22 protein-coding genes are annotated in these 21,527 nt (G+C 66.9%); 13 read left to right on the top strand and 9 right to left on the bottom strand.

The features are described 5' to 3' along the window. Positions 1-70: 70 nt before the first annotated feature. Positions 71-784 carry a TetR/AcrR family transcriptional regulator gene (locus EEB19_RS21745; protein WP_187589401.1) on the bottom strand — a complete coding sequence of 238 codons (714 nt, stop codon included), beginning with the start codon at positions 782-784 and terminating at the stop codon, positions 71-73. 112 nt (positions 785-896) lie between these two features. Between EEB19_RS21745 and EEB19_RS21740 the strand changes: the two genes are divergently transcribed. Then, positions 897-2,342 carry an MFS transporter gene (locus EEB19_RS21740; protein WP_187589400.1) on the top strand — a complete coding sequence of 482 codons (1,446 nt, stop codon included), beginning with the start codon at positions 897-899 and terminating at the stop codon, positions 2,340-2,342. A 61-nt stretch (positions 2,343-2,403) separates the two neighbouring features. Here the strand turns inward: EEB19_RS21740 and EEB19_RS21735 are convergent, their stop codons facing one another. Both EEB19_RS21735 and EEB19_RS21730 read right to left on the bottom strand, forming a co-directional pair. Beyond that, positions 2,404-3,303: an ATP-binding protein gene (locus tag EEB19_RS21735; protein WP_187589399.1), complete on the bottom strand. Its 900-nt coding sequence runs from the start codon at positions 3,301-3,303 to the stop codon at positions 2,404-2,406. Positions 3,304-3,468: 165 nt separating this feature from the next. After that, positions 3,469-3,843 (bottom strand): VOC family protein, encoded by a 375-nt coding sequence (locus EEB19_RS21730; protein WP_187589398.1) that lies wholly within the window; start codon positions 3,841-3,843, stop codon positions 3,469-3,471. Between the two features lie 158 nt (positions 3,844-4,001). On the opposite strand from EEB19_RS21730, the gene EEB19_RS21725 reads away from it, so the two are divergent. The 5 genes from EEB19_RS21725 (at position 4,002) to EEB19_RS21705 (ending at position 9,994) form a co-directional block, all read left to right on the top strand. Then, positions 4,002-5,663 (top strand): NAD(P)/FAD-dependent oxidoreductase, encoded by a 1,662-nt coding sequence (locus tag EEB19_RS21725; protein WP_187589397.1) that lies wholly within the window; start codon positions 4,002-4,004, stop codon positions 5,661-5,663. 6 nt (positions 5,664-5,669) lie between these two features. Further along, entirely contained in the window at positions 5,670-6,476 is an 807-nt protein-coding gene (locus tag EEB19_RS21720; protein ID WP_187589396.1) for a carbon-nitrogen hydrolase family protein, read from the top strand. 315 nt (positions 6,477-6,791) lie between these two features. Beyond that, a complete protein-coding gene (locus EEB19_RS21715; protein ID WP_187589395.1) occupies positions 6,792-7,523 on the top strand; it encodes a hypothetical protein in 732 nt (243 codons plus the stop codon). A gap of 345 nt (positions 7,524-7,868) precedes the next feature. Then, positions 7,869-9,029 carry a DNA polymerase IV gene (locus EEB19_RS21710; protein ID WP_187589394.1) on the top strand — a complete coding sequence of 387 codons (1,161 nt, stop codon included), beginning with the start codon at positions 7,869-7,871 and terminating at the stop codon, positions 9,027-9,029. Beyond that, positions 9,029-9,994, top strand: coding sequence for a triacylglycerol lipase (locus tag EEB19_RS21705; RefSeq protein ID WP_187589393.1), 966 nt, complete (start codon positions 9,029-9,031; stop codon positions 9,992-9,994). Before EEB19_RS21710 ends, EEB19_RS21705 begins: the two co-directional genes overlap by 1 nt. Before the next feature lie 45 nt (positions 9,995-10,039). Here the strand turns inward: EEB19_RS21705 and EEB19_RS21700 are convergent, their stop codons facing one another. Beyond that, entirely contained in the window at positions 10,040-10,504 is a 465-nt protein-coding gene (locus EEB19_RS21700; RefSeq protein ID WP_187589415.1) for a histidine phosphatase family protein, read from the bottom strand. Between the two features lie 17 nt (positions 10,505-10,521). Further along, entirely contained in the window at positions 10,522-10,827 is a 306-nt protein-coding gene (locus EEB19_RS21695; protein WP_187589392.1) for a hypothetical protein, read from the bottom strand. 119 nt (positions 10,828-10,946) lie between these two features. Between EEB19_RS21695 and EEB19_RS21690 the strand changes: the two genes are divergently transcribed. After that, positions 10,947-11,813 (top strand): DMT family transporter, encoded by an 867-nt coding sequence (locus tag EEB19_RS21690; RefSeq protein ID WP_187589391.1) that lies wholly within the window; start codon positions 10,947-10,949, stop codon positions 11,811-11,813. A 38-nt stretch (positions 11,814-11,851) separates the two neighbouring features. On the opposite strand, the gene EEB19_RS21685 is transcribed toward EEB19_RS21690, so the two are convergent. Then, complete coding sequence (locus tag EEB19_RS21685) at positions 11,852-12,313, bottom strand: flavodoxin family protein (protein ID WP_187589390.1); 462 nt, start codon at positions 12,311-12,313, stop codon at positions 11,852-11,854. Between the two features lie 209 nt (positions 12,314-12,522). On the opposite strand from EEB19_RS21685, the gene EEB19_RS21680 reads away from it, so the two are divergent. The 3 genes from EEB19_RS21680 (at position 12,523) to mmsB (ending at position 16,222) form a co-directional block, all read left to right on the top strand. Then, positions 12,523-14,058, top strand: a complete 1,536-nt coding sequence (locus tag EEB19_RS21680) for a CoA-acylating methylmalonate-semialdehyde dehydrogenase (RefSeq protein WP_187589389.1) — start codon at positions 12,523-12,525, stop codon at positions 14,056-14,058. A gap of 49 nt (positions 14,059-14,107) precedes the next feature. Then, positions 14,108-15,274, top strand: coding sequence for an acyl-CoA dehydrogenase family protein (locus EEB19_RS21675; protein ID WP_187589388.1), 1,167 nt, complete (start codon positions 14,108-14,110; stop codon positions 15,272-15,274). Positions 15,275-15,352: 78 nt separating this feature from the next. Then, positions 15,353-16,222 carry a 3-hydroxyisobutyrate dehydrogenase gene (mmsB, locus tag EEB19_RS21670; RefSeq protein WP_187589387.1) on the top strand — a complete coding sequence of 290 codons (870 nt, stop codon included), beginning with the start codon at positions 15,353-15,355 and terminating at the stop codon, positions 16,220-16,222. Here mmsB and EEB19_RS21665 read toward each other — a convergent pair. Beyond that, entirely contained in the window at positions 16,206-16,751 is a 546-nt protein-coding gene (locus EEB19_RS21665) for a MarR family transcriptional regulator (protein WP_187589386.1), read from the bottom strand. The genes mmsB and EEB19_RS21665 overlap by 17 nt on opposite strands. 13 nt (positions 16,752-16,764) lie before the next feature. Further along, a complete protein-coding gene (locus tag EEB19_RS21660; protein ID WP_316245481.1) occupies positions 16,765-17,346 on the bottom strand; it encodes a TetR/AcrR family transcriptional regulator in 582 nt (193 codons plus the stop codon). A gap of 67 nt (positions 17,347-17,413) precedes the next feature. On the opposite strand from EEB19_RS21660, the gene EEB19_RS21655 reads away from it, so the two are divergent. Then, on the top strand, positions 17,414-17,917 hold the full coding sequence (locus tag EEB19_RS21655) for a DUF4188 domain-containing protein (protein WP_187589385.1): 504 nt from the start codon (positions 17,414-17,416) through the stop codon (positions 17,915-17,917). Between the two features lie 233 nt (positions 17,918-18,150). Continuing rightward, complete coding sequence (locus EEB19_RS21650; protein ID WP_187589384.1) at positions 18,151-18,843, top strand: hypothetical protein; 693 nt, start codon at positions 18,151-18,153, stop codon at positions 18,841-18,843. 40 nt (positions 18,844-18,883) lie between these two features. Here EEB19_RS21650 and EEB19_RS21645 read toward each other — a convergent pair whose 3' ends face one another. After that, positions 18,884-19,591 carry a TetR/AcrR family transcriptional regulator gene (locus tag EEB19_RS21645; RefSeq protein ID WP_187589383.1) on the bottom strand — a complete coding sequence of 236 codons (708 nt, stop codon included), beginning with the start codon at positions 19,589-19,591 and terminating at the stop codon, positions 18,884-18,886. Between the two features lie 286 nt (positions 19,592-19,877). Here EEB19_RS21645 and EEB19_RS21640 point away from each other — a divergent pair, with 286 nt between their 5' ends. Further along, positions 19,878-21,434 (top strand): amino acid permease, encoded by a 1,557-nt coding sequence (locus EEB19_RS21640; protein WP_187589382.1) that lies wholly within the window; start codon positions 19,878-19,880, stop codon positions 21,432-21,434. Positions 21,435-21,527 lie beyond the last annotated feature (93 nt).

Raw genomic sequence — 21,527 nt, 5'->3', positions numbered from 1 at the left:
AGGTCTCACCGGCCGATCGACTCCGGCAGTACCGACGATCGGCGCAGCATCCTGCTCACAGCAGGGCGTCTCAGGACGAACCTCGGCACCCGTTGGCCTCGAGCCGAATCCCCTCCAGCAATAGTTCCAGTCCGGCACGGAACTGGTCGATGTCCTCATGACCGTCGAACTCGTCGACGATGAAATGCATGAACGGGTACTCATCCCGGTCGAGCGCGCGCCACTCGTCGGCGATGCCGTGTAGATAGTCCTCTGCGGCGACCTCGCCGTCGACGACCTCTTTCGGGGGTTCCTGACCGAGGTCCGCGGCGACCCCGATGACGTATCCGAGAACGGCCGACACTGCGTGAAAGGTCTTGCGCGGGGACAGTTTCAACCGCATCATCTGTTCCCCGAGGCGCTCGTAGAAGACGAGCCCGTTGGCCTGGATGGTCGTGTTCCGCATGAAATATGCGGCGAGCCAGGGTCGTTCGGCGACTGTCGTGAACAGAGACAGCGCCAGGGTGCGGACGTTGTCGAGTGGATCGGCATCGGCGTCGGCGGCGAGATCGGCGGTGTCCTCCAGGACCGCGGCGATGACCCGGTCCGTCGCGAGGTTGAGCAGTTCGTCTTTGTTCGACACGTACCAGTAGATGCTACCGACGCCGCCGCCGAGCCGGGCCGCCAGGGCGCGGAAGGTCAGTGCCGGCTCGCCCGCCTCGTCGAGCAACTCGACCGCTGCCTCGACGACGGCCTCGAGGGAATGCGAGACGCGCCGTCGGGTGCCGCGTCGTTCAGGTGCCATGCCGTCTATCCCATCACATCGCGATCAGCGGCCTTGCGCCCTACCGAACGGCGTTCTATTCTCGAACCATGTTCGATAGATCGAACAACGTTCGATGAAAGGAGATGCTGCGATGACCTCGATGACTCAACCGATCCCGGGCCGGACCTACGGGTCCCTGCGCGCCGCGTGGATCCCGCTCGCCGCACTGTGCTTGGCCTTCTTCGTGGAGATGGTCGACAACACGCTGCTCACGATCGCCCTGCCGACGATCGGCCGTGACCTCGGCAGCGGCACGACCGGCCTGCAGTGGGTGACCGGCGCCTACTCGCTGACCTTCGGCGGACTGCTGCTCACCGCGGGTTCAGCCGCCGACCGGCTGGGCCGACGCCGGGTCCTGCTCGTCGGTCTCGCGGTCTTCGGCCTGATCAGCTTGCTGGTGGTGTTCGTCCAGTCCGCAGGCGAACTGATCGCCCTGCGCGCGGCCCTCGGTGTCGCCGCCGCGGCGATGGCGCCGATCACGAACTCGCTGGTGTTCCGCCTTTTCGATGCGGAGGACCTACGCATGCGCGCGATGACCCTGATGATCGTCGTCGGTATGAGCGGATTCATCCTCGGTCCCCTGCTCGGTGGTACCGCGCTGGCCCACGTCCGGTGGGAGTGGTTGTTGGTCGTCAACGCGCCGATCGCGCTCATCGCGTGGATCGGGGTGCGGAAGGGGGTGGCGGCCGACCGTCCAGAGGATCTGACGGGCGACCGGCTCGACCTACCGGGCGCGGTCCTCAGCATCGCGACGATCGGTTTGGCGTGCTACACGCTGACCAGCGGTGTCGAGCACGGCTGGGCCTCGATCGTCACGGTGGGCTGTGCGCTCGGTGCCGTCCTCGCGCTCGCCGCGTTCGTCTGGCACGAACGTCGTACCGCGCAACCGATGCTCGACCTGACCGTCTTCACCTCCGGTACGGTGCGTGGCGCGGCGATCGCCCAGATCGGGACCTCGATCGCGATGGCCGGGGTGATGTTCGGCCTGATCCTGCACTTCCAGTACGCCTACGGGTGGAGTCCGGTGAAGGCCGGACTCGCGAACCTGCCGATGATCATCACGATGATCGCCGCGACGCCGATCTCCGAAGGCCTGGCAAAGAAGTTCGGTCATCGGATCGCGTGCCTCGTCGGCGCGCTGCTCCTGGCCGGCTCGTTGGCGGGCCTGGCCTGGGGTGTCGATCACGGCTACCTGGCCATCGCACTGTTCATGGTCACGCTGACCATCGGCCTGCGGACGGTCATGACGATCTGTGCGGTCGCACTCGTCGATGCGATGCCCGAGAACCGGACGTCGATCGGCACCGCGCTCAACGACACCGCGCAGGAGGTCGGGACGAGCGTCGGCACAGCCGTCGTCGGAACCCTCATCGCCGCGCTGGTGACCGTCAGTCTGCCGACCGGTGTCTGGAGCAGCGACCTCGTCACGTCGTTCTTCCACGGCGAGCGGATCACGTATGCCGCACTCGCGGTGGTCGTCGGGCTGATCGCCGGCTGGGGCGCGCTGACCCTGACCGATTCGCACTCGGCGGAGTAAACCCCGATTCGGTAGTACGAACCCGCCTCGGGCGCGTGTTCGTACTACCGAATACCGGGCCTCAGCGTTCGACCGAGAACCGCACGGCCGCACGGAATTGCGCTGCCGCCGCCGCGCCCGCCCCGAGCGGCCAGCGATTCATCACATAGTCGGCGGCCTGGTCGACGGTGAGTTGTCGCGTCGAGTTCCCGCTCCGCACCCAGAACTCGGGCGCCGAGCTCTTGCCCGTACGGAGATAGACCGGTCGCGGAGACGGCGCGCAGGTGAGCCGACAGACCGGTCGTGCCGGGCCGTCGTCGACCTCGACGTCCTCGATCGCGACGCCGACGGCGGCAGCCGCGTTCGCTCCGAGCGACGTGGTCAGCAGATCTCGCAGCCACAATTCGAACCGGTCTGCGTCCGGCACCTTGAGCGTCGCGTAGTCGCGGTCGAGGCCCAACGGGGTGCCGTCGTCGTCGACGCCGACGATCAGCGTCCCGCCGCTCGCATTGAGGAACGCCGACACGGTCTTGGCGATCACCTGCTCCATCCGCGAATCCTTCTCGCCCGTACGCATGTTCACGCGCGCCGTCGATTTGAACTCGACCCGGTCGGACTCGCCGGCGGCGAGCAGCGCGGACACCGGCACGTGTTGTTGTCGCTGGAAGCGTGCCGCGACAGCGCCGTAGATCGCGATGGTGATGATCGAACTCACCAGTGTCACCGCGACGGTGAGGACACTCCAGAGCCGCAGTTCGCGGTCGATCGCGCCGGCGACGAACAGTCCGACGGCCGACCCCAGGATCGAGAGCACGATGCACGTGGTGATGTCGAGCCGGGCGTATCGGCGCAGCAGCCACCGCGACACCGCGCCGAAGAGCAACGCGATGAGCAGTATCACGACCAGCGCAGCGGCCGTGGCCCAGACCGGGACTCCGAACTCGTAGTTGCCGACGTCGACATGTGATCCGTCTTCTCGCACCCGGATAGTATGGCGGCCTGCGGTCGGCGGTTGTCCTCGAGTCGCCACCAGCACCACCACCCGATCCCTCGGCAGCACCAGAGAGCGGCCGCGACAACAGTTGTCGCGGCCGCCCTCTCGGACTGCTCTCGTGCTCGCCGTCCCGCGAGCCCGGGTCAGCTGCCGTCAGCTCTGATACCGATACGGCAGATACTGCACGTTCCAGTGGTTGCCGTCGGGATCGTCGAAGTAGACGAAGTGCCCCCACGCCTGCTCGTCGACCTCACTGGCCTCGACGCCGGCGTCGAGGAGATGCTTGCGCGCGACGTTGATGTCGGAGACACAGAGCATGAGCGTGCCCGGATTCGGCGGGCCGCCGTCGACGATGCCCTTGCCGAAGGCGATCGAGCAGTTCGATCCCGGGGGAGTCATCTGCACGAACCGGATGTCGTCGGTGGGCGACTGATCGTGATCGGGGTTGAAGCCGATCCGCGTGTAGAACTCCTTTGCCCGATCGACGTCGCTGACGGGGAGAAACGCGACCTCGAGTGTCCAGTCCATGATGCTGCCTCTCTGCGATGGGTGGTGTTTCGATCTCTCGACAGAACACAGTGTGCCCGATAATGCGGACGATTTCGGTCCTCAATGAACGGCCGACGACAATTCGCCACGCTGCCCAAGTCCGGGCGGCGCCGATCGATCGGCAATACGCTGAACGCGTGCACCCTGACCGGCCGGTGACCATCTTCGGTCCCGACTTCCCGTTTCCCTACGACGACTGGATCACGCACCCGGCCGGGATCGGTTCGGTTCCATCGGATGCGCTGGGCACCGAGGTCGCCGTGATCGGCGCGGGTATGGCCGGGATGGTCGCCGCGTACGAGTTGATGAAGATCGGGTTGCGGCCGGTCGTCTACGAACCCGAGCGCATCGGCGGCCGACTGCGTTCCGAGCATTTCGTCCCCGGTGAACCGGAGGTCGCCGAACTCGGCGGGATGCGCTTCCCGGCGTCGTCGTCGACGTTCTTCCACTACGTCGACAGCTTCGGGCTCCGCACCAGACCGTTCCCGAATCCGCTCACCGAGGCAGCCGGCAGCACGGTCATCGATCTGGGCGGTGAGACGCTCTACGCCCGGACGCTCGACGACCTGCCCCCCATCTACACCGAGATCGAAACTGCCTGGGACAGTGCGCTCGAGCGGGTCGCGGGGTTCTCGGCTCTGCAGGACGCGATCCGTGAGCGCGACACCGCGACGCTCAAGGCGCTGTGGAACCGGCTGGTGGTCGACTGGGACGACCGCAGCTTCTACGACTTCCTGGCCACCTCCGACGAGTTCGGATCATTGTCGTTCCGGCATCGAGAACTGTTCGGGCAGGTCGGATTCGGTACCGGGGGATGGGATTCGGACTTCGCCAACTCGATGCTGGAGATCCTGCGCGTGGTCGTCACCAACTGCGACACCGATCAGCACCTCGTCGTCGGCGGCGCCGAGCAGGTGCCGCGCAGACTGTGGTCCGATTCGCCGGCCACCATCCGGCACTGGCCGGTCGGGACCAGCCTGTCATCGCTGCACAGCGGGGTGCCCCGTGCCGGAGTGGCGTCGCTGCGGCGCCTCGGACCGGACCGCATCGAGGTCGTGGATCGATGGGGCGACTCCCGTGTGTTCCCCGCGGTCGTCGCGACATGCCAGGCCTGGCTGCTGTCGACCGAGATCGAGTGCGACGAGAGCCTTTTCAGTCAGGATCTGTGGATGGCCCTCGACCGCACCCGCTACATGCAGTCGTCGAAGACCTTCATCATGGTCGACCGCCCGTTCTGGACCGACCGTGATCCCGTCACCGGCCGCGACGTCCTCAGCATGACGCTGACCGACCGGCTCACCCGCGGGACGTATCTGTTCGACAACGGTCCCGACCGTCCCGGGGTGATCTGCCTCAGCTACACCTGGATGAGCGACGCGCTCAAGGTGTTGCCGCACCCCGTCGAGAAGCGGGTGTCGTTGGCGCTGGACGCCTTACGCAAGATCTATCCCGGCGTCGACATCGCCGAGCACATCGTGGGGCGCCCACTGACCGTGTCCTGGGAGGCCGAACCCCACTTCCTCGGCGCGTTCAAGGGTGCACTGCCGGGGCATTACCGCTACAACACGCGGATGTACGGGCACTTCCACGGCCAGGGGCGGCTGCCCCCGGAGGAGCAGGGGATCTTCATCGCGGGCGACGATGTCTCGTTCATGCCCGCCTGGGTCGAGGGAGCGGTACAGACCGCACTCAACGCGGTGTGGGGCGTCATGCATCACGTCGGGGGTGCATCGCATCCCGACAACCCCGGACCCGGCGACCGGTACGCCGAACTCGGCCCCATCGACATCGGTCTGTGAGACACGATGACGACGGAACGCGGAGAACTACGGATCGCCCTCTGGCAGTGTGAACCTCGCCCAGCCGTTCCCGAGACGAACCTCGACCGGCTCGATGCGGCGGCCGCCGACGCCGCCCGACGCGGAGCCGACCTGATCGTCACGCCGGAGATGGTGATCCCCGGTTACGACATCGGCGCCGGCCGGGCGCGAGAACTGGCCGACCCACCCGATGGGCCGATCGCGCGGCGCGTCGGGGTGATCGCCGGCCGGCATCGCATTGCCATCCTCTACGGCTGCGCCGAGCTCGCCTCCGACGGCTCGGTCTACAACGCCATCCGCCTCGTCGACGCGGCGGGCACCGCGACGGCAACCCACCACAAGACGCATCTCTTCGGCCAACTCGACCGCCGGATGTTCGCTCCCGGATCTGCGAGGCCGCCGGTGGTCGACTGTGCCGGATGGCGATTGGGCCTTCTCACGTGCTACGAGGTCGAGTTCCCGGAACTCGTCCGGTCTCTCTCGGTGCGGGGAGCCGACGTCGTCTGCGTTCCCACCGCCAACATGATCGAGTACGACATCGTCCAGGACGTACTCGTCCGTGCACGCGCCGTCGAAAGCCAGGTCTTCGTGGCGTATGCGAACCACTGCGGGTCCGAGAACGACCTGGTCTACGGTGGACGCAGCGAAATCGTCTCTCCCGGTGGAGCTGTCGTTGCGTCCGCGGGTCGTTCACCGGATCTCGTCATCGCCGACCTGAGCCGTGCCGCCCTCGACGACTCGCGACGCCGGTTCCCCTATCTCGACGACCGGCGACCTGACCTTTACACGTGAGTCAACCTGCGCCGCAAACGATCCTTCGCCGACATTAGTCATCGCGAGCCGAGCGGATCTCTGGACAGCGACGACAAGTTACTCTACGGTAGCGATACGCATCACAACTTACTCGCGAGTAGGGGGGATGCCGGGGGTCGGCGATGGCGCCGACAGCGGAAACGCCTGTTGTCAGATCACGTGTCCGGCAACAGGTTCGGTTCCGGTTACGGTTTGGCCGCCGACGGCGGTCGACCGGATCGTCAATCGTCATGCGCACGTGTCGGGGGCGCTGGTCATGACGTCACATCTTCAGACGTCGAACGAGGGGGACTCATGCCCGACACACTCACGCGCCGTCCACGCGCCCGCGTCGACGACGGGCTCCGCCGCCCGATGGCCCTGCTCGAGGCCATCGAGGTGGAGGAGCTGGTCGTCATCCCGGGCCTCGATGCATTGCTCGACGCGCCGCACGAATTCGCGCTGACCTTCGATGCCTCGATCTCACTGTCCGGGATGTTGCGCAAACACAGCCAGCGCATCGGCATCCTCTCGCAGATGCTCGTCGAGGATCTGCACGAGAGACGCTGCGGTCCAGCCATTCTCCAGCGCGTGCCGGCGGCGCTGCCGGTGCGGGCCGTTCGGTTCATCGCCGGTCAGGCGCGATGGTCGAGCGACCCACGCGGTCTGGATCTGGTCCGGATCGCCTTTGCGTTCGTCGCCGTCCACGCGCTCACCGACCCGACCAATTGTGGAACTGCTTCGCGTGCACTGCATCTGCGCCCAAGACCGTTGCACGACGACCGGGCGTTGCTCCGGCGTGTCCTCGCCGATGCGCGCTCGGCACTCGACCCGGGGATGCGCGACCTGCTCTCGATCTACATCAGCAAGGCGAGCGCCTTCTTCGCCGATCCCGATGCCCTGCGGTGGTCACGATTGTTCGGCGCCGACGCGCATGACGCCGGAATGACCTCGTCATTGCTCGCCTACAACCCGGACGCACTGCGCGAGGCATGTCGCGCGATCGGTCTCGACAGCGCCACGCTGCGGATCGCCGCGCGGCACTGACCTGCCTGGCGGGGCTCATCGGTAGTGCCGCAGGCCACTGACGATAACGAATATGACCTGCACCACTGGACAGCTCGCAGTTTCTACTCTAGCGTAGCTTACGCGCCGGTAACCTACCGTATGGTAACCAGCGAATCGGGAGTTATCGGGGCACGTCAGAGGGGGTTTCGGCGGTGTCTGACGGCAGTGGCTCGCAGCACTTCCACGTCGACGCAGGGGAGGGCGTCGCTCGCGGGGTCGGGTCGGGCCGGTCGGCTGTTTCGGCAGTGCGATCGGTCCGACCCGAATATTCGGCCGGCGCTCGCGTCGCCGCAGCGCACAGGGTCGACGCAGTACGCTTGACCGGTGGCCGACACACCACGACGCTACCGATGGCTGATCCACGTCGACCTGGATCAGTTCCAGGTCTCCGTGGAGAGACTGCGCAGTCCGGAACTCGTGGGCGTCCCGGTGATCGTCGGGGGCAACGGCGATCCCACCGAGGCGCGCAAGGTCGTCACCTGTGCGTCGTACGAGGCGCGGGATGTCGGCGTCCGCGCCGGTATGCCGTTGCGGGCCGCGTACCGCAAGATGCCCGAGGCCGTCTACCTGCCGCTCGACGTCCCCGCCTACGATGTGGCCTCGGCCGATGTGATGAATGCGTTGCGGCAGTTCGGACATCCGGTCGAGGTGTGGGGGTGGGATGAGGCGTACGTGGGTGTGCAACCGCTCGACGACGTAGGCACCGACGAGGGGGACGACACGCAGTCTGCGTCCGCCGAGACCTACGATCGCGTCACGATCGGCTCTCTCGCCGAACGGATTCGGGCCGAGGTGTTCGACCGCACCGGATTGCACTGCTCGATCGGCATCTCGGACAACAAACAACGCGCCAAGATGGCGACCGGCTTCGCGAAGAAGCCCGACCCGGAATCGGTGACCCTGGCTCCGTTCCGGATCGAGAAGGTCTTCGAACTCGACGAGCAGAACTGGTTGCCGCTCATGGGCGATCGCCCCTGCCGCGACCTATGGAGCGTCGGACCGAAAACCGCGGCCAAACTCACAGCTCGTGGTGTCGACACCGTCCACCAGCTGATCGCGACCCCGCGCGAGGACCTGATCGAGGTCTTCGGTCCGCACCAGGGCAACTGGCTGTACGTGTTGTGTCGCGGGGGCGGCGATTCGACGATCACACCGGAGCCGTGGCTCGCCCGGTCGCACTCGAAGTCGCGCACCTACCCGGTCGACATGACCGATCTCGATGAGATGCTCTCTGCTGCGCGGGAACTCACCGCGGAACTCGTCGATCAGGTCCTCGCAGAGAATCGCGAGGTGTTCCGGGTGGCCGTGACCGTTCGCACCACGACGTTCTACACGCGAACGAAGTCCAGGAAGCTGGCAGCACCGACGACGCGTTCTGACGACATCGTCCCGGTCATCGCCGACCTGCTCGGAGACTTCGAGATCGACCGTCCGGTGCGGCTTCTCGGGGTCCGATGTGATCTCGTGACACCGGAGGACGAGTGATGCGGCTGCGCGGCACCCTGACCATCGTGACGACGCTCCTCACCGTCGCCATCGTCGTCGTGTTCGGCCATGGCGCCGCCGGCGCGACGCCGACACGTCCGCTGCCCGTGCCCTATGACTTCACCGCGGGCATCCGCGCCGAACTCGAGCACCCGGGCGGATCGCTGCCGGGCACCAACGACTGGCGTTGTCGGCCGTCGGCGCAGCATCCGCGTCCGGTGATCCTCGTGCACGGCAGCGGTGGTGGACGACAGACGAACTGGGCCACCCTCGCGCCGGTGCTCGCCAACGCGGGCTACTGCGTCTTCACGCCGACCTACGGTGCACTGTCGACGGTGTGGCCGGCGTCCGCGCTCGGCGGCCTCGGCCCGAAGCTCGACAGCGCGTGGCAGATCGCGGCATTCGCCGATCGCGTGAGGACGACCACACGCGCACGGCAGGTCGACATCGTCGGTCACTCGCTGGGCACCGAGATCCCCACCTACTGGATGAAGTACCTCGGCGGACGCGGCAAGGTCGCCCACTATGTATCACTGGCGCCGTACTGGCGGCAGGGTCCCGATTCCGACGACGACCGGGGTGAGGCCATCGAGAACGTCCGGCACGCCCTCGGGATCGAGGACACGCCACGACCACCGTGCCCGGACTGCGTCGCGCCTCCACGTGACATCTCGTTCAATCAGGCGGTCCGACAACCCTCTCCGTACCTTCCCGGGGTCGCGTACACGAACATCGTCACCCGCGACGACGAGATCGTCACGCCGTATTCCAGCGGAATCCTCGCCGGTCCGCCCGGCACCGATGTGCGCAACATCGTGGTGCAGGACGGCTGCCCGGTCGACAGGTCCGACCACGCCTCGATCACATCCAATCGACGGAGTGCGGCGTTGGTGCTCGGTGCACTCGATCCCGCACACGCGCCGCCGGTACCGTGCGTTGCGGTGCCACCCTTTACAGGTGCCTGACCGAATTCGGAGTCTGTTCGCCGACAGGTCAACCGCGCGTAGCGGTCACTCGCGCGGAATCCGCGTCCCGACCAACCGGGCGTCCGGATCGACGTCGAGGCCGAGTCGATTCCACGGGGCGCCGACGGTCACGACGGCATAGGCCGACGTCGGGAAGCGCTCGATGTATCCGTCGGAATCGAGGGTCAGCGCGGTCGTCGGCATACCCGGCGAGTGACCGACGACCAAGAGGGTGTCGGCTTCGGCGGGAGCGTGGAGACGGATCGCCTCGAGGATCTCATGGGGCGCGCCGCCGTAGATGTCGCCGACATAGGTGGTCGGGGCGGCGACACCGGTTCGCTCCAGGGTCTGGCGGGTGCGGGTCGCGGTGGAGCAGAGCACGGCGTCGATCGCCAGGCCCTCGTCTACCATCCACTGCCCGGCGAGGGCGGCCTCGCGGCGGCCGCGATCGGCCAGCGGGCGGTCGTGGTCGTCGGTGCCGGGCGGATAGCCGGACTTGCCGTGCCGCATCAGCACCAGGGTGCGACTCACGCGACGCCTCGCCCACGGAGCGGGTCGGCATCGTCGTCGAGGCGCGTGCCCGGATTCTCCTCGCGGGCCAGCATCCGCAGCACCGCGGCGGTGGCCCGCCAGGCGGCCGCCTCCTGGCGGCAGTATGCGGCGTGGTCGTCGGACCCGGACACGAGATGCTCGTCGGCGAGCTCGTCGAACTCGATGCATTCGTCCACGGCCTGATCGATCAGCTCGACGACGGCACCCGGCGACGAGCACACCCGCACGATCGTCTCGGCGTCGAGGGTCGTGAGTCGTTCGAGTTCGGACTGGTACCGCATGAACCCAACCTACGACGACGAACCGACAGGGTGGGGGATCCACACCGTGCCCGGGTCGATCGGATCACCGGGGTTGCGATCGGCTTGAAGCGTGACGGGCAACAGATAGCCTGGGGCGTGTGCATTCCTGGGTACCCGCGCTGCTGTCGGTGCTGGCCGCGATCTTGATCGCCGCCGGCACGGTGATGCGGCAGCGCGCATCCCACGCCAGCGGGGCGATAGCCCGGGGATGGTGGATCGGCGCGGTGATCGCCCTGTGTGGTTTCGCCTCGCAGGTGGCGGCGCTGGGACTGGGGTCGATCCTGCTGGTCCAGCCGCTGGTGGTCCTCGCGATCCTGTTCGCGCTGCCGATGGAGGCGTGGGCCGATCATCGCCGGCCGCTACGCAAGGAATGGGCGTGGGGTGCGGTGCTGGTCGCGTGCGTGACGATCTTCCTGGCCGTGTCCCGGCCGGAACCGTCGCCCCGCCGACCGGAGGATCTGCTGATGGTGGCGACCATCGGAGGGGTCATCATCGCGTTGCTGATCTGCGTCATCGCCGCCGAGAGATCCAACCGGCATTACAAGGCGCTTCTCTACGGCGTGACCGGCGGCGCGTTGTTCGGCATGTCGGCCTTGCTGGTCAAGACGGTCGCCTATCAGCTCCTGCACGACTTCGCGGGGACATTCCTCCAGCCCGAGCTGTATCTGTTCCTCGTCGTGGCCAGCGGCGCGATCGTCGCGCAACAGCGCGCCTTCGGTGCCGGTGAGCTGCAGACATCGTTCCCGGCGCTCACCGTCGTCGAGCTGGCGGTGTCGATGGCGCTCGGCGTCGTCGTGCTGGGGGAGAACCTCAACGTCTCCGTGCCGACAGCGGTGTTCCTGGGAATCGTGCTGGCGCTGATGGTGCGTGCCGTGCTCGAACTGGCGAAGCTGGCCGCGATCCGGGCCGAGGAGATCTCCCGACACGCCCGACAGCCGCATCCGGGTCAGGTCGCCGCCCGCTGATCGAGTTCGCGGCCTGGCAGCGCGCCCGGCGACGGACGTCAGTGTGCGTTGACGGGGTCGATGACCCCGACGATGCCCTCGGCCCACTCGGTGGCGAACTTCGCCGGCTTGATCGGTGAGGAGTTGTCGTGGCGTGCGTGCTCGCCGACCTGGGTCGCTCCGCGCTTGGTCAACATCTCGGCCATGATCTCGCCGCCGCGGTTGAAGGTCTCGCCGTAGACGGTGTCGCCCAGACCGAAGACGGCGAACCGCAGGCCCGTCAGGTCGGGATCGACGGCGTCGAGTTCCTCGGCGAACGGCTCCGCGCCAGTCGGGAGCTCGCCCTCGCCGTAGGTCGAGCAGATCACCACGAGGAAGTCGGCCGGGTCGAGATCCTCGACGGCGAACTCGCTCATGTCGTAGATCGAGGGATCGTGATCGACAGCGAGGACATCCGAGATCGCGTCCGCGACCAACTCGCTGTTCCCGGTTTCCGTGCCGTAGAGGATGACGACGGACATGGAGGTACCCCTTTCGACGTCGTGCTCCGCGTCCGGGCACGACAACGCCTGACATTGTGCTACGAGAAAGGGTAACCTAACCAGCCGTTTCGAGCGAAATTCGCTGCTGGGAGGTGGTGGCGCCAATTACTTGGATGTCCTACTATATGGAGACGGAAGCCACAGTCACACAGCGTCTGTCCCGACTCACGAATCCAGGTGATCTCCTCGTGTCCACAACCGATTCTGTCCGCACCATCCCGCATTTCCTGAACGGATCCGCGGTGACCGCCACCGAGGGTCGGTTCGCCGACGTGTTCAATCCGAGCACCGGTGCCGTCGCCGCCAAGGTCCCCCTGGCCTCGACCACCGAGGTCGACGCCGCGGTCGCCACCGCCGTCGAGGCGCAGCGCGAATGGGCCGCATGGAATCCGCAACGCCGGGCCCGGGTGCTCATGCGCTTCGTCGATCTGGTCAACCAGAACGCCGACGAGCTCGCGACCCTGCTGTCGCTGGAGCACGGCAAGACCCACGCCGACGCGAAGGGTGACATCCAGCGCGGCATCGAGGTCATCGAGTTCGCCATCGGTATCCCGCACCTGTTGAAGGGTGAGTTCACCGAGGGCGCCGGCGGCGGCATCGATGTGCACTCCGTCCGTCAGCCGCTCGGTGTCGTCGCCGGCATCACCCCGTTCAACTTCCCCGCGATGATCCCGCTGTGGAAGGCGGGGCCGGCGCTCGCGTGCGGCAACGCATTCATCCTCAAGCCCAGCGAACGCGATCCCTCGGTGCCGGTCCGGCTCGCCGAACTGTTCAGCCAGGCCGGTCTGCCCGACGGCGTCTTCCAGGTCGTGCACGGGGACAAGGAGTCGGTCGATGCTCTGCTGAACAACCCCGACGTGCAGGCGTTCGGCTTCGTCGGCAGCTCCGACATCGCGCAGTACATCTACTCGACCGCGGCCGCCAACGGCAAGCGTTCACAGTGCTTCGGCGGCGCCAAGAACCACATGATCATCATGCCCGACGCCAACCTCGATCAGGCCGCTGACGCGCTCATCGGCGCGGGCTACGGGAGCGCCGGCGAGCGATGCATGGCGATCAGCGTCGCCGTCCCGGTGGGGGAGCAGACCGCAGAACGCCTGCGCGCCAAGCTCGTCGACAAGGTCAACGCGCTGCGCGTCGGCCACAGCCTCGACCCGAAGGCCGACTACGGACCACTGGTGACCGCAGCGGCGCTCGAGCGGGTGAAGGGCTACATCGCCAAGGGTGTCGAGGAAGGTGCCGAACTGGTCATCGACGGTCGCGAGCGCACCAGCGACGAGCAGTCCTATGGCGACGAGGACATCTCCGGCGGATTCTTCATCGGGCCGACGCTGTTCGATCACGTCACCAAGGGCATGACCTCCTACACGGACGAGATCTTCGGCCCGGTGCTGCAGATCGTGCGCGCCGCCGACTACGAGGAGGCACTCGCACTGGCGTCGGATCACCAGTACGGCAACGGTGTGGCGATCTTCACCCAGGACGGCGACGCCGCTCGCGACTTCACCTCCCGGGTCAACGTCGGCATGGTCGGCGTGAACGTCCCGATCCCGGTTCCGGTGGCCTACTACACCTTTGGCGGCTGGAAGCGCTCCGGCTTCGGCGATCTCAATCAGCACGGGCCCGCCTCGATCCAGTTCTACACCAAGACCAAGACGATCACGTCTCGCTGGCCGTCGGGGATCAAGGACGGTGCTGAGTTCGTCATCCCCACGATGGACTGACCGAGCCGGACCGACGGCCGGGATCGACGAGCCAGGAGACACCACGATCATGACCACCATCACCGACAGCGGTCTCGACGCCGACGAGCGCGTCATCGTCGAGACCGCGGCCGGGTTCGCCGCCAAGAGATTGGCCCCGTTCGCCTTGGAATGGGATGAGAGCCACCACTTCCCGGTCGACGAACTCCGTGAGGCGGCCGAACTCGGCATGGCCGCCATCTACTGCTCCGACGAGGTCGGTGGCAGTGGTCTGCGACGGCTCGACGGTGTGCGCATCTTCGAGCAACTCGCCTATGCCGATCCGGCCGTCGCCGCCTTCCTCTCCATCCACAACATGTGCACCTGGATGGTGGACAGCTACGGCACCCCCGCGCAGCGGGAGCTGTGGGTACCGCGGATGGCGTCGATGGACGCCGTGGCCAGCTACTGCCTGACCGAGCCGGGGGCCGGGTCGGACGCCGCCGCCTTGTCCACGCGAGCCGTCCGTTCCGGCGACGACTACGTACTGACCGGGGTCAAGCAGTTCATCTCCGGTGCGGGCGCGAGCGACGTGTACGTCCTCATGGCCCGCACCGGTGACAACGGTTCCCGCGGGATCTCGACCTTCCTGGTCGAGAAGGGCACTCCCGGACTGAGTTTCGGTGCGCAGGAACGCAAGATGGGCTGGCATGCCCAGCCGACGGCACAGGTGATCCTCGACGAGGTGCGGGTGCCGGCGGATCATCTGCTCGGCGGGCAGGAGGGCATCGGCTTTGCGATCGCGATGAACGGCCTGAACGGCGGGCGTCTCAACATCGCGGCCTCGTCGCTGGGCGGTGCGCAGTCGGCGTTCGACCGGGCGGCATCGTACGTGGCCTCCCGCAAGGCCTTCGGCGGAGCCCTGATCGACGAGCCGACGATCCGCTTCACCCTTGCCGACATGGCCACCTCGCTGCAGGCATCCCGGCTGATGCTCTGGCAGGCCGCCGCGGCACTCGACGCCGATGCGCCGGACAAGGTCGAACAGTGTGCGATGGCCAAGCGCTTCGTCACCGACAGCTGCTACACCGTCGCCGATCAGGCGCTGCAGTTGCACGGCGGCTATGGATATCTGAACGAATACGGTCTGGAGAAGATCGTCCGCGATCTCCGTGTGCACCGGATACTGGAGGGCACGAACGAGATCATGCGGGTGGTGGTGGGGCGGTCGATCGCCTCGCGTCATCGCGAGGGCTGACCGCCGGCGGAATCGGTATCGCCGACGACCACAACGGTTCGGCGAGCAAGTGAACTCACGACATCAGGAGATTGGACAATGACGACGATCGCCTTTCTGGGCCTGGGCAACATGGGCGGCCCGATGGCCGCGAACCTCGTGAAGGCCGGGCACACCGTCCACGGCTTCGATCCGGTTCCCGACGCGGTGGAGCAGGCCAAACTCAGTGGCATCGAGACCTTCCCGACCGCCGTCGAGGCGGTCGCCGCCGCCGAGGTCGTGATCACGATGCTGCCGAGCGGGGCCATCGTGAAGGACCTCTACGCCGACATCCTGCCCGCCACACCGACGGGCGCCCTGTTCATCGACAGCTCGACGATCTCGGTCGACGACGCCCGCGCCGTCCACGAGCAGGCCGCCGAACACGGCTTCGCGCAGCTCGACGCGCCGGTCTCCGGTGGCGTGAAGGGTGCCGCAGCAGGCACGCTGGCCTTCATGGTCGGCGGCGACGACGATGCTTTCGTGGCGGCTCGAACCACCCTGGAACCCATGGCGGGCAAGATCATCCACTGCGGCTCGGCGGGAGCGGGCCAGGCCGCCAAGGTCTGCAACAACATGGTGCTCGCCGTCCAGCAGATCGCGGTGGGCGAGGCGTTCGTCCTCGCCGAGAAGCTCGGTCTGTCCGATCAGGCGCTCTACGACGTGATCACCGGCGCGACCGGCAACTGCTGGGCGGTGCAGACCAACTGCCCGGTGCCCGGTCCGGTCCCGACGTCCCCGGCCAACAACGAGTTCAAGCCGGGCTTCGCGACCGCGCTGATGAACAAGGATCTGGGCCTGGCGATGGATGCGGTGGCCAGTACCGGATCTCGGGCACCGCTGGGAACCCATGCCGCCCAGCTCTACAAGTCCTTCGCCGAGCAGCATGCCGGCCTGGACTTCAGCGCGATCATCACCTCGCTCCACTAGAACCGCGGGTGTCGGCCCCGGTACTGGAGAAGTCTCCGGCGTCCCGCCGGAGTGACTGGATCGCCTTCACCATCGAGGCCATCTCGTCGTCGCTCATCCCGACCGCACCGAACACCTCGCGGTTGAGGGTGGCGGTGGCGTCCTCGACCGTCGAGCGTCCCAGGTCGGTGATCTCCACCAGCGTCGTGCGACCGTCGGTCGGGTGGGGGACACGGCGGACCAGGTGGGCCTCCTCGAGGCGGCGGATGGCGTGCGTGACACTCGTGACGTGTACCTGCAACCGGTCGCTGGCCTTGGTGATCGGCAGCGCCCCCTGACGCGAGAACGCCAGTAGCCGAAGCAATTCGAAGCGCGAGAAGCTCAGGTCGTAGGGGCGCAGAGCGGACTCGACGCGCGCCAGAAGGATCTGGTGCGCCCGCATCACCGACGTCACCGCCACCATGCCGTCGGCGACGTCACCCCAGCCCGCGTCGGCCCAGTTCTGACGTGCTTCGGCGATCGGGTCGAAACTCATGCTGCGGCCGGCCATGAGATCACCTTAGTCAGATTCGCCGTCGCCATCCGTCGATGACGGCGGTCGCGGCGGCAACCGGGTCGGCCCCGGCCGGGAACCGACCCGACGACAGCAGCATGGCCATCCCGTGGACCTGCGACCAGAGCGAGGCGACGATCGTGTCGACGTCGGCGCGACGGAACAGGCCCGACTCGATCGCCGACCGGACGCCCTGACGCAGTGGAGCGATGGCCCGGGCCGACGCGGCCTCGGTCTCCTGGCTGGACGCGATGCCGGCGAGCGTCTCGCCGAACATCAGCTCGTAGAGCCGCGGATGCTCGAGAGCCCAAGCGACGTAGCGCACCCCAAGTCCGGACAGGTTCGCCGCGACGTCCTCGGATGGATCGGCCTCCTGCGCGGCCGCGAACGAGTCGAAGGCAGCCACGAGCACCCCGCGGATGAGGCCCTCTTTGTTGCCGAACAGCGAGTACACCGCGGAGGTCGATGTGCCCGCGGCACGTGCGACGTCGCGAACGGACAGCGCCGACACACCCCTCTCGCCGACGATGTGGACGGCCTCTTCCAGTAGCCGTTCGCTCAGCTCATCGGTGTGCACCTTGGGTCTTGCCACGAGGTCGATTGTTCCATAACGTTGTTTTGTAACAACGTTACGAAATCAGTGGACCATGGAGGGCGCCATGACCAAGCCGGACTCGCGTCGGATCACCAATGTCCCACCGCCTGCGGGCACGACGCTGTTCCTCATCGGGATGCGGGTGACGCACCCGCTCCGGATATGGGCGTGGCTGTCGGTCCTCGTCGCCATGCCGCGCATGTTGGTGCACCTGAGACGGCACGCCGAAGCGGGCATGTTGTCCTACCGTCTCTACCTCGGCGCCTCGTTGATGGTCGTCTCGTACTGGCGTTCGCCGGAGGATCTCCGACGCTTCGCCGCCGACGGCGACGGGCCGCATCTGCCCGCCTGGCGATGGTTCAATCGTCGCCTGGCCGACACCGGTTCGGTGGGGATCTGGCATGAGACCTATGTGGTCGGAGAGCATGAGACCATCAGCAGCGGGATGCCGCCCTGGGGCCTTGCCGAGGCGGTCGGCGCGCAACCGATCGGAGTCGGACAGGCCACGGCCGCAGCACGATTGGCGCACAACGGCTGTCCGGTCGCGCACACGGTGGAATCGCACTGACGACGGCGGGCGTCCTCTGTGGCGGGTTCGCGATCATGAAGTTCGCCCTACGATCGTTAATGTCACCGTCGTGCCGTCGGACGCGCGTTAAGCTGCGGACATCGCAGGTGGTCGATGTCGTCATGGTTTGGTCAAGCGGGTCGGGTGATAGCTCGGGGCTCACCGTTCAGGTGCCGCATGGGGGATTGCGTCTGGCCGACGCTCACCTATTCAGACCGAACATCGGAGTTGCCATGCGTATCTGTCCCCGACGTCTGCTCGTCGCCGCATGTGGGGCCGCACTCGCGTTCGTACCAGGCGCAGCCGCCGGTGCCTCGCCGAACGGAAGCCTCGATCCAGTCCTGCCACCCGGCTTTCCGTGTATCCACACGAACGTGTATCCGGTCGCGACGTGGGGGTGGGTTCCGTTGAGCGCGCATGCTCCGCGATTCGTCACCGGGCCCGCCGGTGCGTCGGGAAACGGTTCGCTGGATCTGTTGAACCCGCGGGGCGCGGTCAACTACTTCCATCTGGGGATCAACACCCCGCTGAACCAACTCGCGTCGCAGCGATATGCCCTGGGATTCCAACACCAGGGGCGTTATGTCTCCTACCAGCTGAGGGTTCGTGGGGCCGACCGAACCGATCGCGCTGCTTCCGGATTCAGCACCCTCGTGTGGGAACCGAGGTTCAACGGTGGGATCGGCAACGATCGGATGGTGACCTCACGCGACCTCGCCCGCGGGCGGTGGTGGAGCACGTCGCCCATCGCGGGACTGCCCACTCGCGACCAGGCGATCCCGTTGACCGAGATCGCCCGCCTCAACACTCGGGCCTTCGTGACCGAATACGGCGTTCAGAACACGTCGTCGGAGGCGGCGTTCGTGGACAACCTGGTCTACGGATGTGCGAAGTGGGACTTCCAGCCGATGCCCGCGGGGTCGTGAGCCCGGCGACCACCCGCGCCCAGGAGCCGGGCGCGACCATTCAGCTGCTGGGCCGATGCGTCATCAGCATCTCGATCGCGCCGACGATGGTGTCGACCAGCCCGGTCACCGTGTGGTCGCCGAGCTCGCCACGGGTCTCGTCCGAACGCATCATGATCACCGACTCGACGAGCCGGAACGGCAGGATCGAGCGCGTGTCGGACGCGACGCCGACGGCAGCGGTCGCCAGAGCCTCGTAGGCTGCGGCCAATTCCAGACGGGCCGTGCGGAACTCGGCGAAACGGTTGTCGGCGAGCTCGGGCAGGAGATAGAGGGCCCCGAGATTCCAGCGCGCGGCGGCGAGTTGGGTGACGTCGTAGCGGGCGAGGTCGAGCAGTCGCCGGAGTGGGTCGCCGTCTGCGGCGAGGAGGTCCCGGGCCCGCTCGAGCGACGGATCGACCGTCGTCGCGAGCAGTGCGGCCAGGATGTCGTCCTTCGTCTTGAAGTAGTGATACAGGGACGCCTGCCGGACGCCGACGGCGTCGGCGATCATCCGTGTCGACGTCCCCGTGTAGCCGTGGCGTGTGAACAGCTCCGCGGAGGCGTCGAGGATCTCGTCGCGCGCGGTGTCGCCGCGTCGTCTGGGCTTGACGAGTCGCGGACGGCCGCGGACCGGAGCGCCCGGAGTGTCGTTCTCGGTGCCGGTGCCGGTGCCGGTGCTGTCGCCATCGTCCGCCGTCGAGCGCGATGAACCCGGCCGCGTCGCCATCTCGCTCCGATCTGCTCGTACTTCGGCGGTCGCCCGGGATCGCCGTTCGGGTGTTCCTCGTGGTCCGGCATGACGTGTCGTCGTGCCCGGACGACTCACCCTAGCCCAGGATGCGGACGGTGGCGGGGCGCTGACCTGCGTCGTGTAACACACTCGTAGCGCTGGTTTTCCGCCTCGAAACATTTCTGTCATTCGATAGAAATAGCAGGACGGTTATCTATCACTCGACAGGTAAGCGGCTCATCGTGGAGCCCGTGACGCACCTCATCGACAGAGATGGACCACAATGACCTCCACTGCCATGAAGCCACCCGCCGAACCACCCAACTCCCCCGACGGGCACACCGCGGGAGGCGACGCGCACGACCTCAGCGAGTTCGGATATGACCAGCAATTGCACCGGTCGCTCGGCAAGTTCGCGTCGTTCGCGGCCGGGTTCTCCTTCGTCTCGATCCTGACGACGATCTTCCAGCTGTTCGGCCTCGGCTTCGGATTCGGCGGGCCGGCATTCTTCTGGACCTGGCCGATCGTCTACGCCGGACAATTCCTCGTCGCACTCTGCTTCGCCGAGATCGCGGCGCGATACCCGATCTCCGGAGCCATCTACCAGTGGTCGCGTCGCATGGGCGGCGAGGTGATCGGCTGGTTCGGCGGATGGTTCATGATCATCGCGCAGATCGTCACCGCGTCCGCCGCGGCGATCGCCCTGCAGGTCGTCCTTCCGTCGGTGTGGAGCGGATTCCAGATCATCGGCGACGACCCGACCCTCACGAGCACGAGCGGGGCAGCGAACGCGGTGTTGCTCGGCTCGATCCTGCTGGTGATCGTCACGGCCATCAACTGCGTCGGCATCCGCTGGATGAGCCGGATCAACAACATCGGCGTCACCTGTGAACTCGTTGGCGTGACCGCCGTCGTGCTGGCCTTGTTCACCCATGCCCAGCGCGGCCCGGACGTCGTGTTCGACACCGGGATTCCCGGACAGCAGCCCGGCTACATCTGGGCGTTCATCGTCTCGGGTCTGATGGCTGCGTACGTGATGGTCGGGTTCGGCTCGGCTGGTGAACTCGCCGAGGAGACCCGCAACCCGCGCCGCGTCGCACCGCGAACGATCCGGCTCGCGTTGACCGTGTCCGCGATCGGCGGCGGTCTGATGCTGCTCGGTGCGCTGATGGCGGCACCGACGCTCGACGACCAGCTCGCCGCCGGCGGCCTGCCCTACGTCCTCGACTCGGTGCTGGGCAGCTTCTGGGGCAAGGTCCTGCTGTGCGACGTCGCCGTCGCGATCTTCATCTGCACCCTGGCGATCCAGACGGCGTGCTCGCGGCTGATGTTCTCGATGGCTCGCGACGGCCGGCTGCCGTTCTCCTCGACGCTGTCGCATGTCAACCGCCGCACCGGGACCCCGATCGCGCCATCGATCCTCATCGGCGTGCTGTGCGTGGGAATCCTGCTCGTCAACGTCGGCAACTCGGCGATCTTCGCCACCCTCGCCAGCGTCTGCATCATCCTCATCTACCTTGCCTATCTCGCGGTGACCGCCCCCATGCTCTACCGACGGCTGCAGGGGTGGCCGAAGGGCGGCGTCGCCGTCGACAGCGAGGGCAAGAAACTGTTCTCGATGGGCCGGATCGGCATCGTCGTGAACGTGCTGGCCGTCCTGTACGGCGCGCTGATGGTCGTCAATCTCGCCTGGCCGCGTGCCGAGGTGTTCGACCCGTCCGGCGAGATGCCGATCCTGCAGTGGGCCGGCCCGATCTGCATCGCCGTGACAGTTCTCGTCGGCATCGCCTGCTTCCCCCGAGGCAAGGAACATCCCAAACCGGTCGAGGTCGGCGCGTAACCCTTCGTGGCTCGCTTCGCTCGCACCTCAGGGACCGGGCGCCGAGAGACGCTCGCCCTTCCCGGTTCCTGTGGAGCGGGCTGCGAGATCCCC

The organism is Gordonia sp. OPL2 (genome assembly GCF_003797825.1).
Classification (GTDB): Bacteria; Actinomycetota; Actinomycetes; order Mycobacteriales; family Mycobacteriaceae; genus Gordonia.
This window is presented reverse-complemented; position numbering and strand designations above follow the sequence as displayed.

What these genes read in the sequence shown, in the direction of transcription:
- EEB19_RS21695 (WP_187589392.1), bottom strand. Translation starts at nt 10,827, where the DNA reads ATGCGGTACCAGTCCGAACTCGAACGACTCACGACCCTCGACGCCGAG.
- EEB19_RS21655 (WP_187589385.1), top strand. Translation starts at nt 17,414, where the DNA reads ATGACCAAGCCGGACTCGCGTCGGATCACCAATGTCCCACCGCCTGCG.
- EEB19_RS21745 (WP_187589401.1), bottom strand. Translation starts at nt 784, where the DNA reads ATGGCACCTGAACGACGCGGCACCCGACGGCGCGTCTCGCATTCCCTC.
- EEB19_RS21665 (WP_187589386.1), bottom strand. Translation starts at nt 16,751, where the DNA reads ATGGCCGGCCGCAGCATGAGTTTCGACCCGATCGCCGAAGCACGTCAG.
- EEB19_RS21705 (WP_187589393.1), top strand. Translation starts at nt 9,029, where the DNA reads ATGCGGCTGCGCGGCACCCTGACCATCGTGACGACGCTCCTCACCGTC.
- EEB19_RS21700 (WP_187589415.1), bottom strand. Translation starts at nt 10,504, where the DNA reads ATGCGGCACGGCAAGTCCGGCTATCCGCCCGGCACCGACGACCACGAC.
- EEB19_RS21650 (WP_187589384.1), top strand. Translation starts at nt 18,151, where the DNA reads ATGCGTATCTGTCCCCGACGTCTGCTCGTCGCCGCATGTGGGGCCGCA.
- EEB19_RS21640 (WP_187589382.1), top strand. Translation starts at nt 19,878, where the DNA reads ATGACCTCCACTGCCATGAAGCCACCCGCCGAACCACCCAACTCCCCC.
- EEB19_RS21675 (WP_187589388.1), top strand. Translation starts at nt 14,108, where the DNA reads ATGACCACCATCACCGACAGCGGTCTCGACGCCGACGAGCGCGTCATC.
- EEB19_RS21685 (WP_187589390.1), bottom strand. Translation starts at nt 12,313, where the DNA reads ATGTCCGTCGTCATCCTCTACGGCACGGAAACCGGGAACAGCGAGTTG.
- EEB19_RS21715 (WP_187589395.1), top strand. Translation starts at nt 6,792, where the DNA reads ATGCCCGACACACTCACGCGCCGTCCACGCGCCCGCGTCGACGACGGG.
- EEB19_RS21730 (WP_187589398.1), bottom strand. Translation starts at nt 3,843, where the DNA reads ATGGACTGGACACTCGAGGTCGCGTTTCTCCCCGTCAGCGACGTCGAT.
- EEB19_RS21720 (WP_187589396.1), top strand. Translation starts at nt 5,670, where the DNA reads ATGACGACGGAACGCGGAGAACTACGGATCGCCCTCTGGCAGTGTGAA.
- mmsB (WP_187589387.1), top strand. Translation starts at nt 15,353, where the DNA reads ATGACGACGATCGCCTTTCTGGGCCTGGGCAACATGGGCGGCCCGATG.
- EEB19_RS21740 (WP_187589400.1), top strand. Translation starts at nt 897, where the DNA reads ATGACCTCGATGACTCAACCGATCCCGGGCCGGACCTACGGGTCCCTG.
- EEB19_RS21645 (WP_187589383.1), bottom strand. Translation starts at nt 19,591, where the DNA reads ATGGCGACGCGGCCGGGTTCATCGCGCTCGACGGCGGACGATGGCGAC.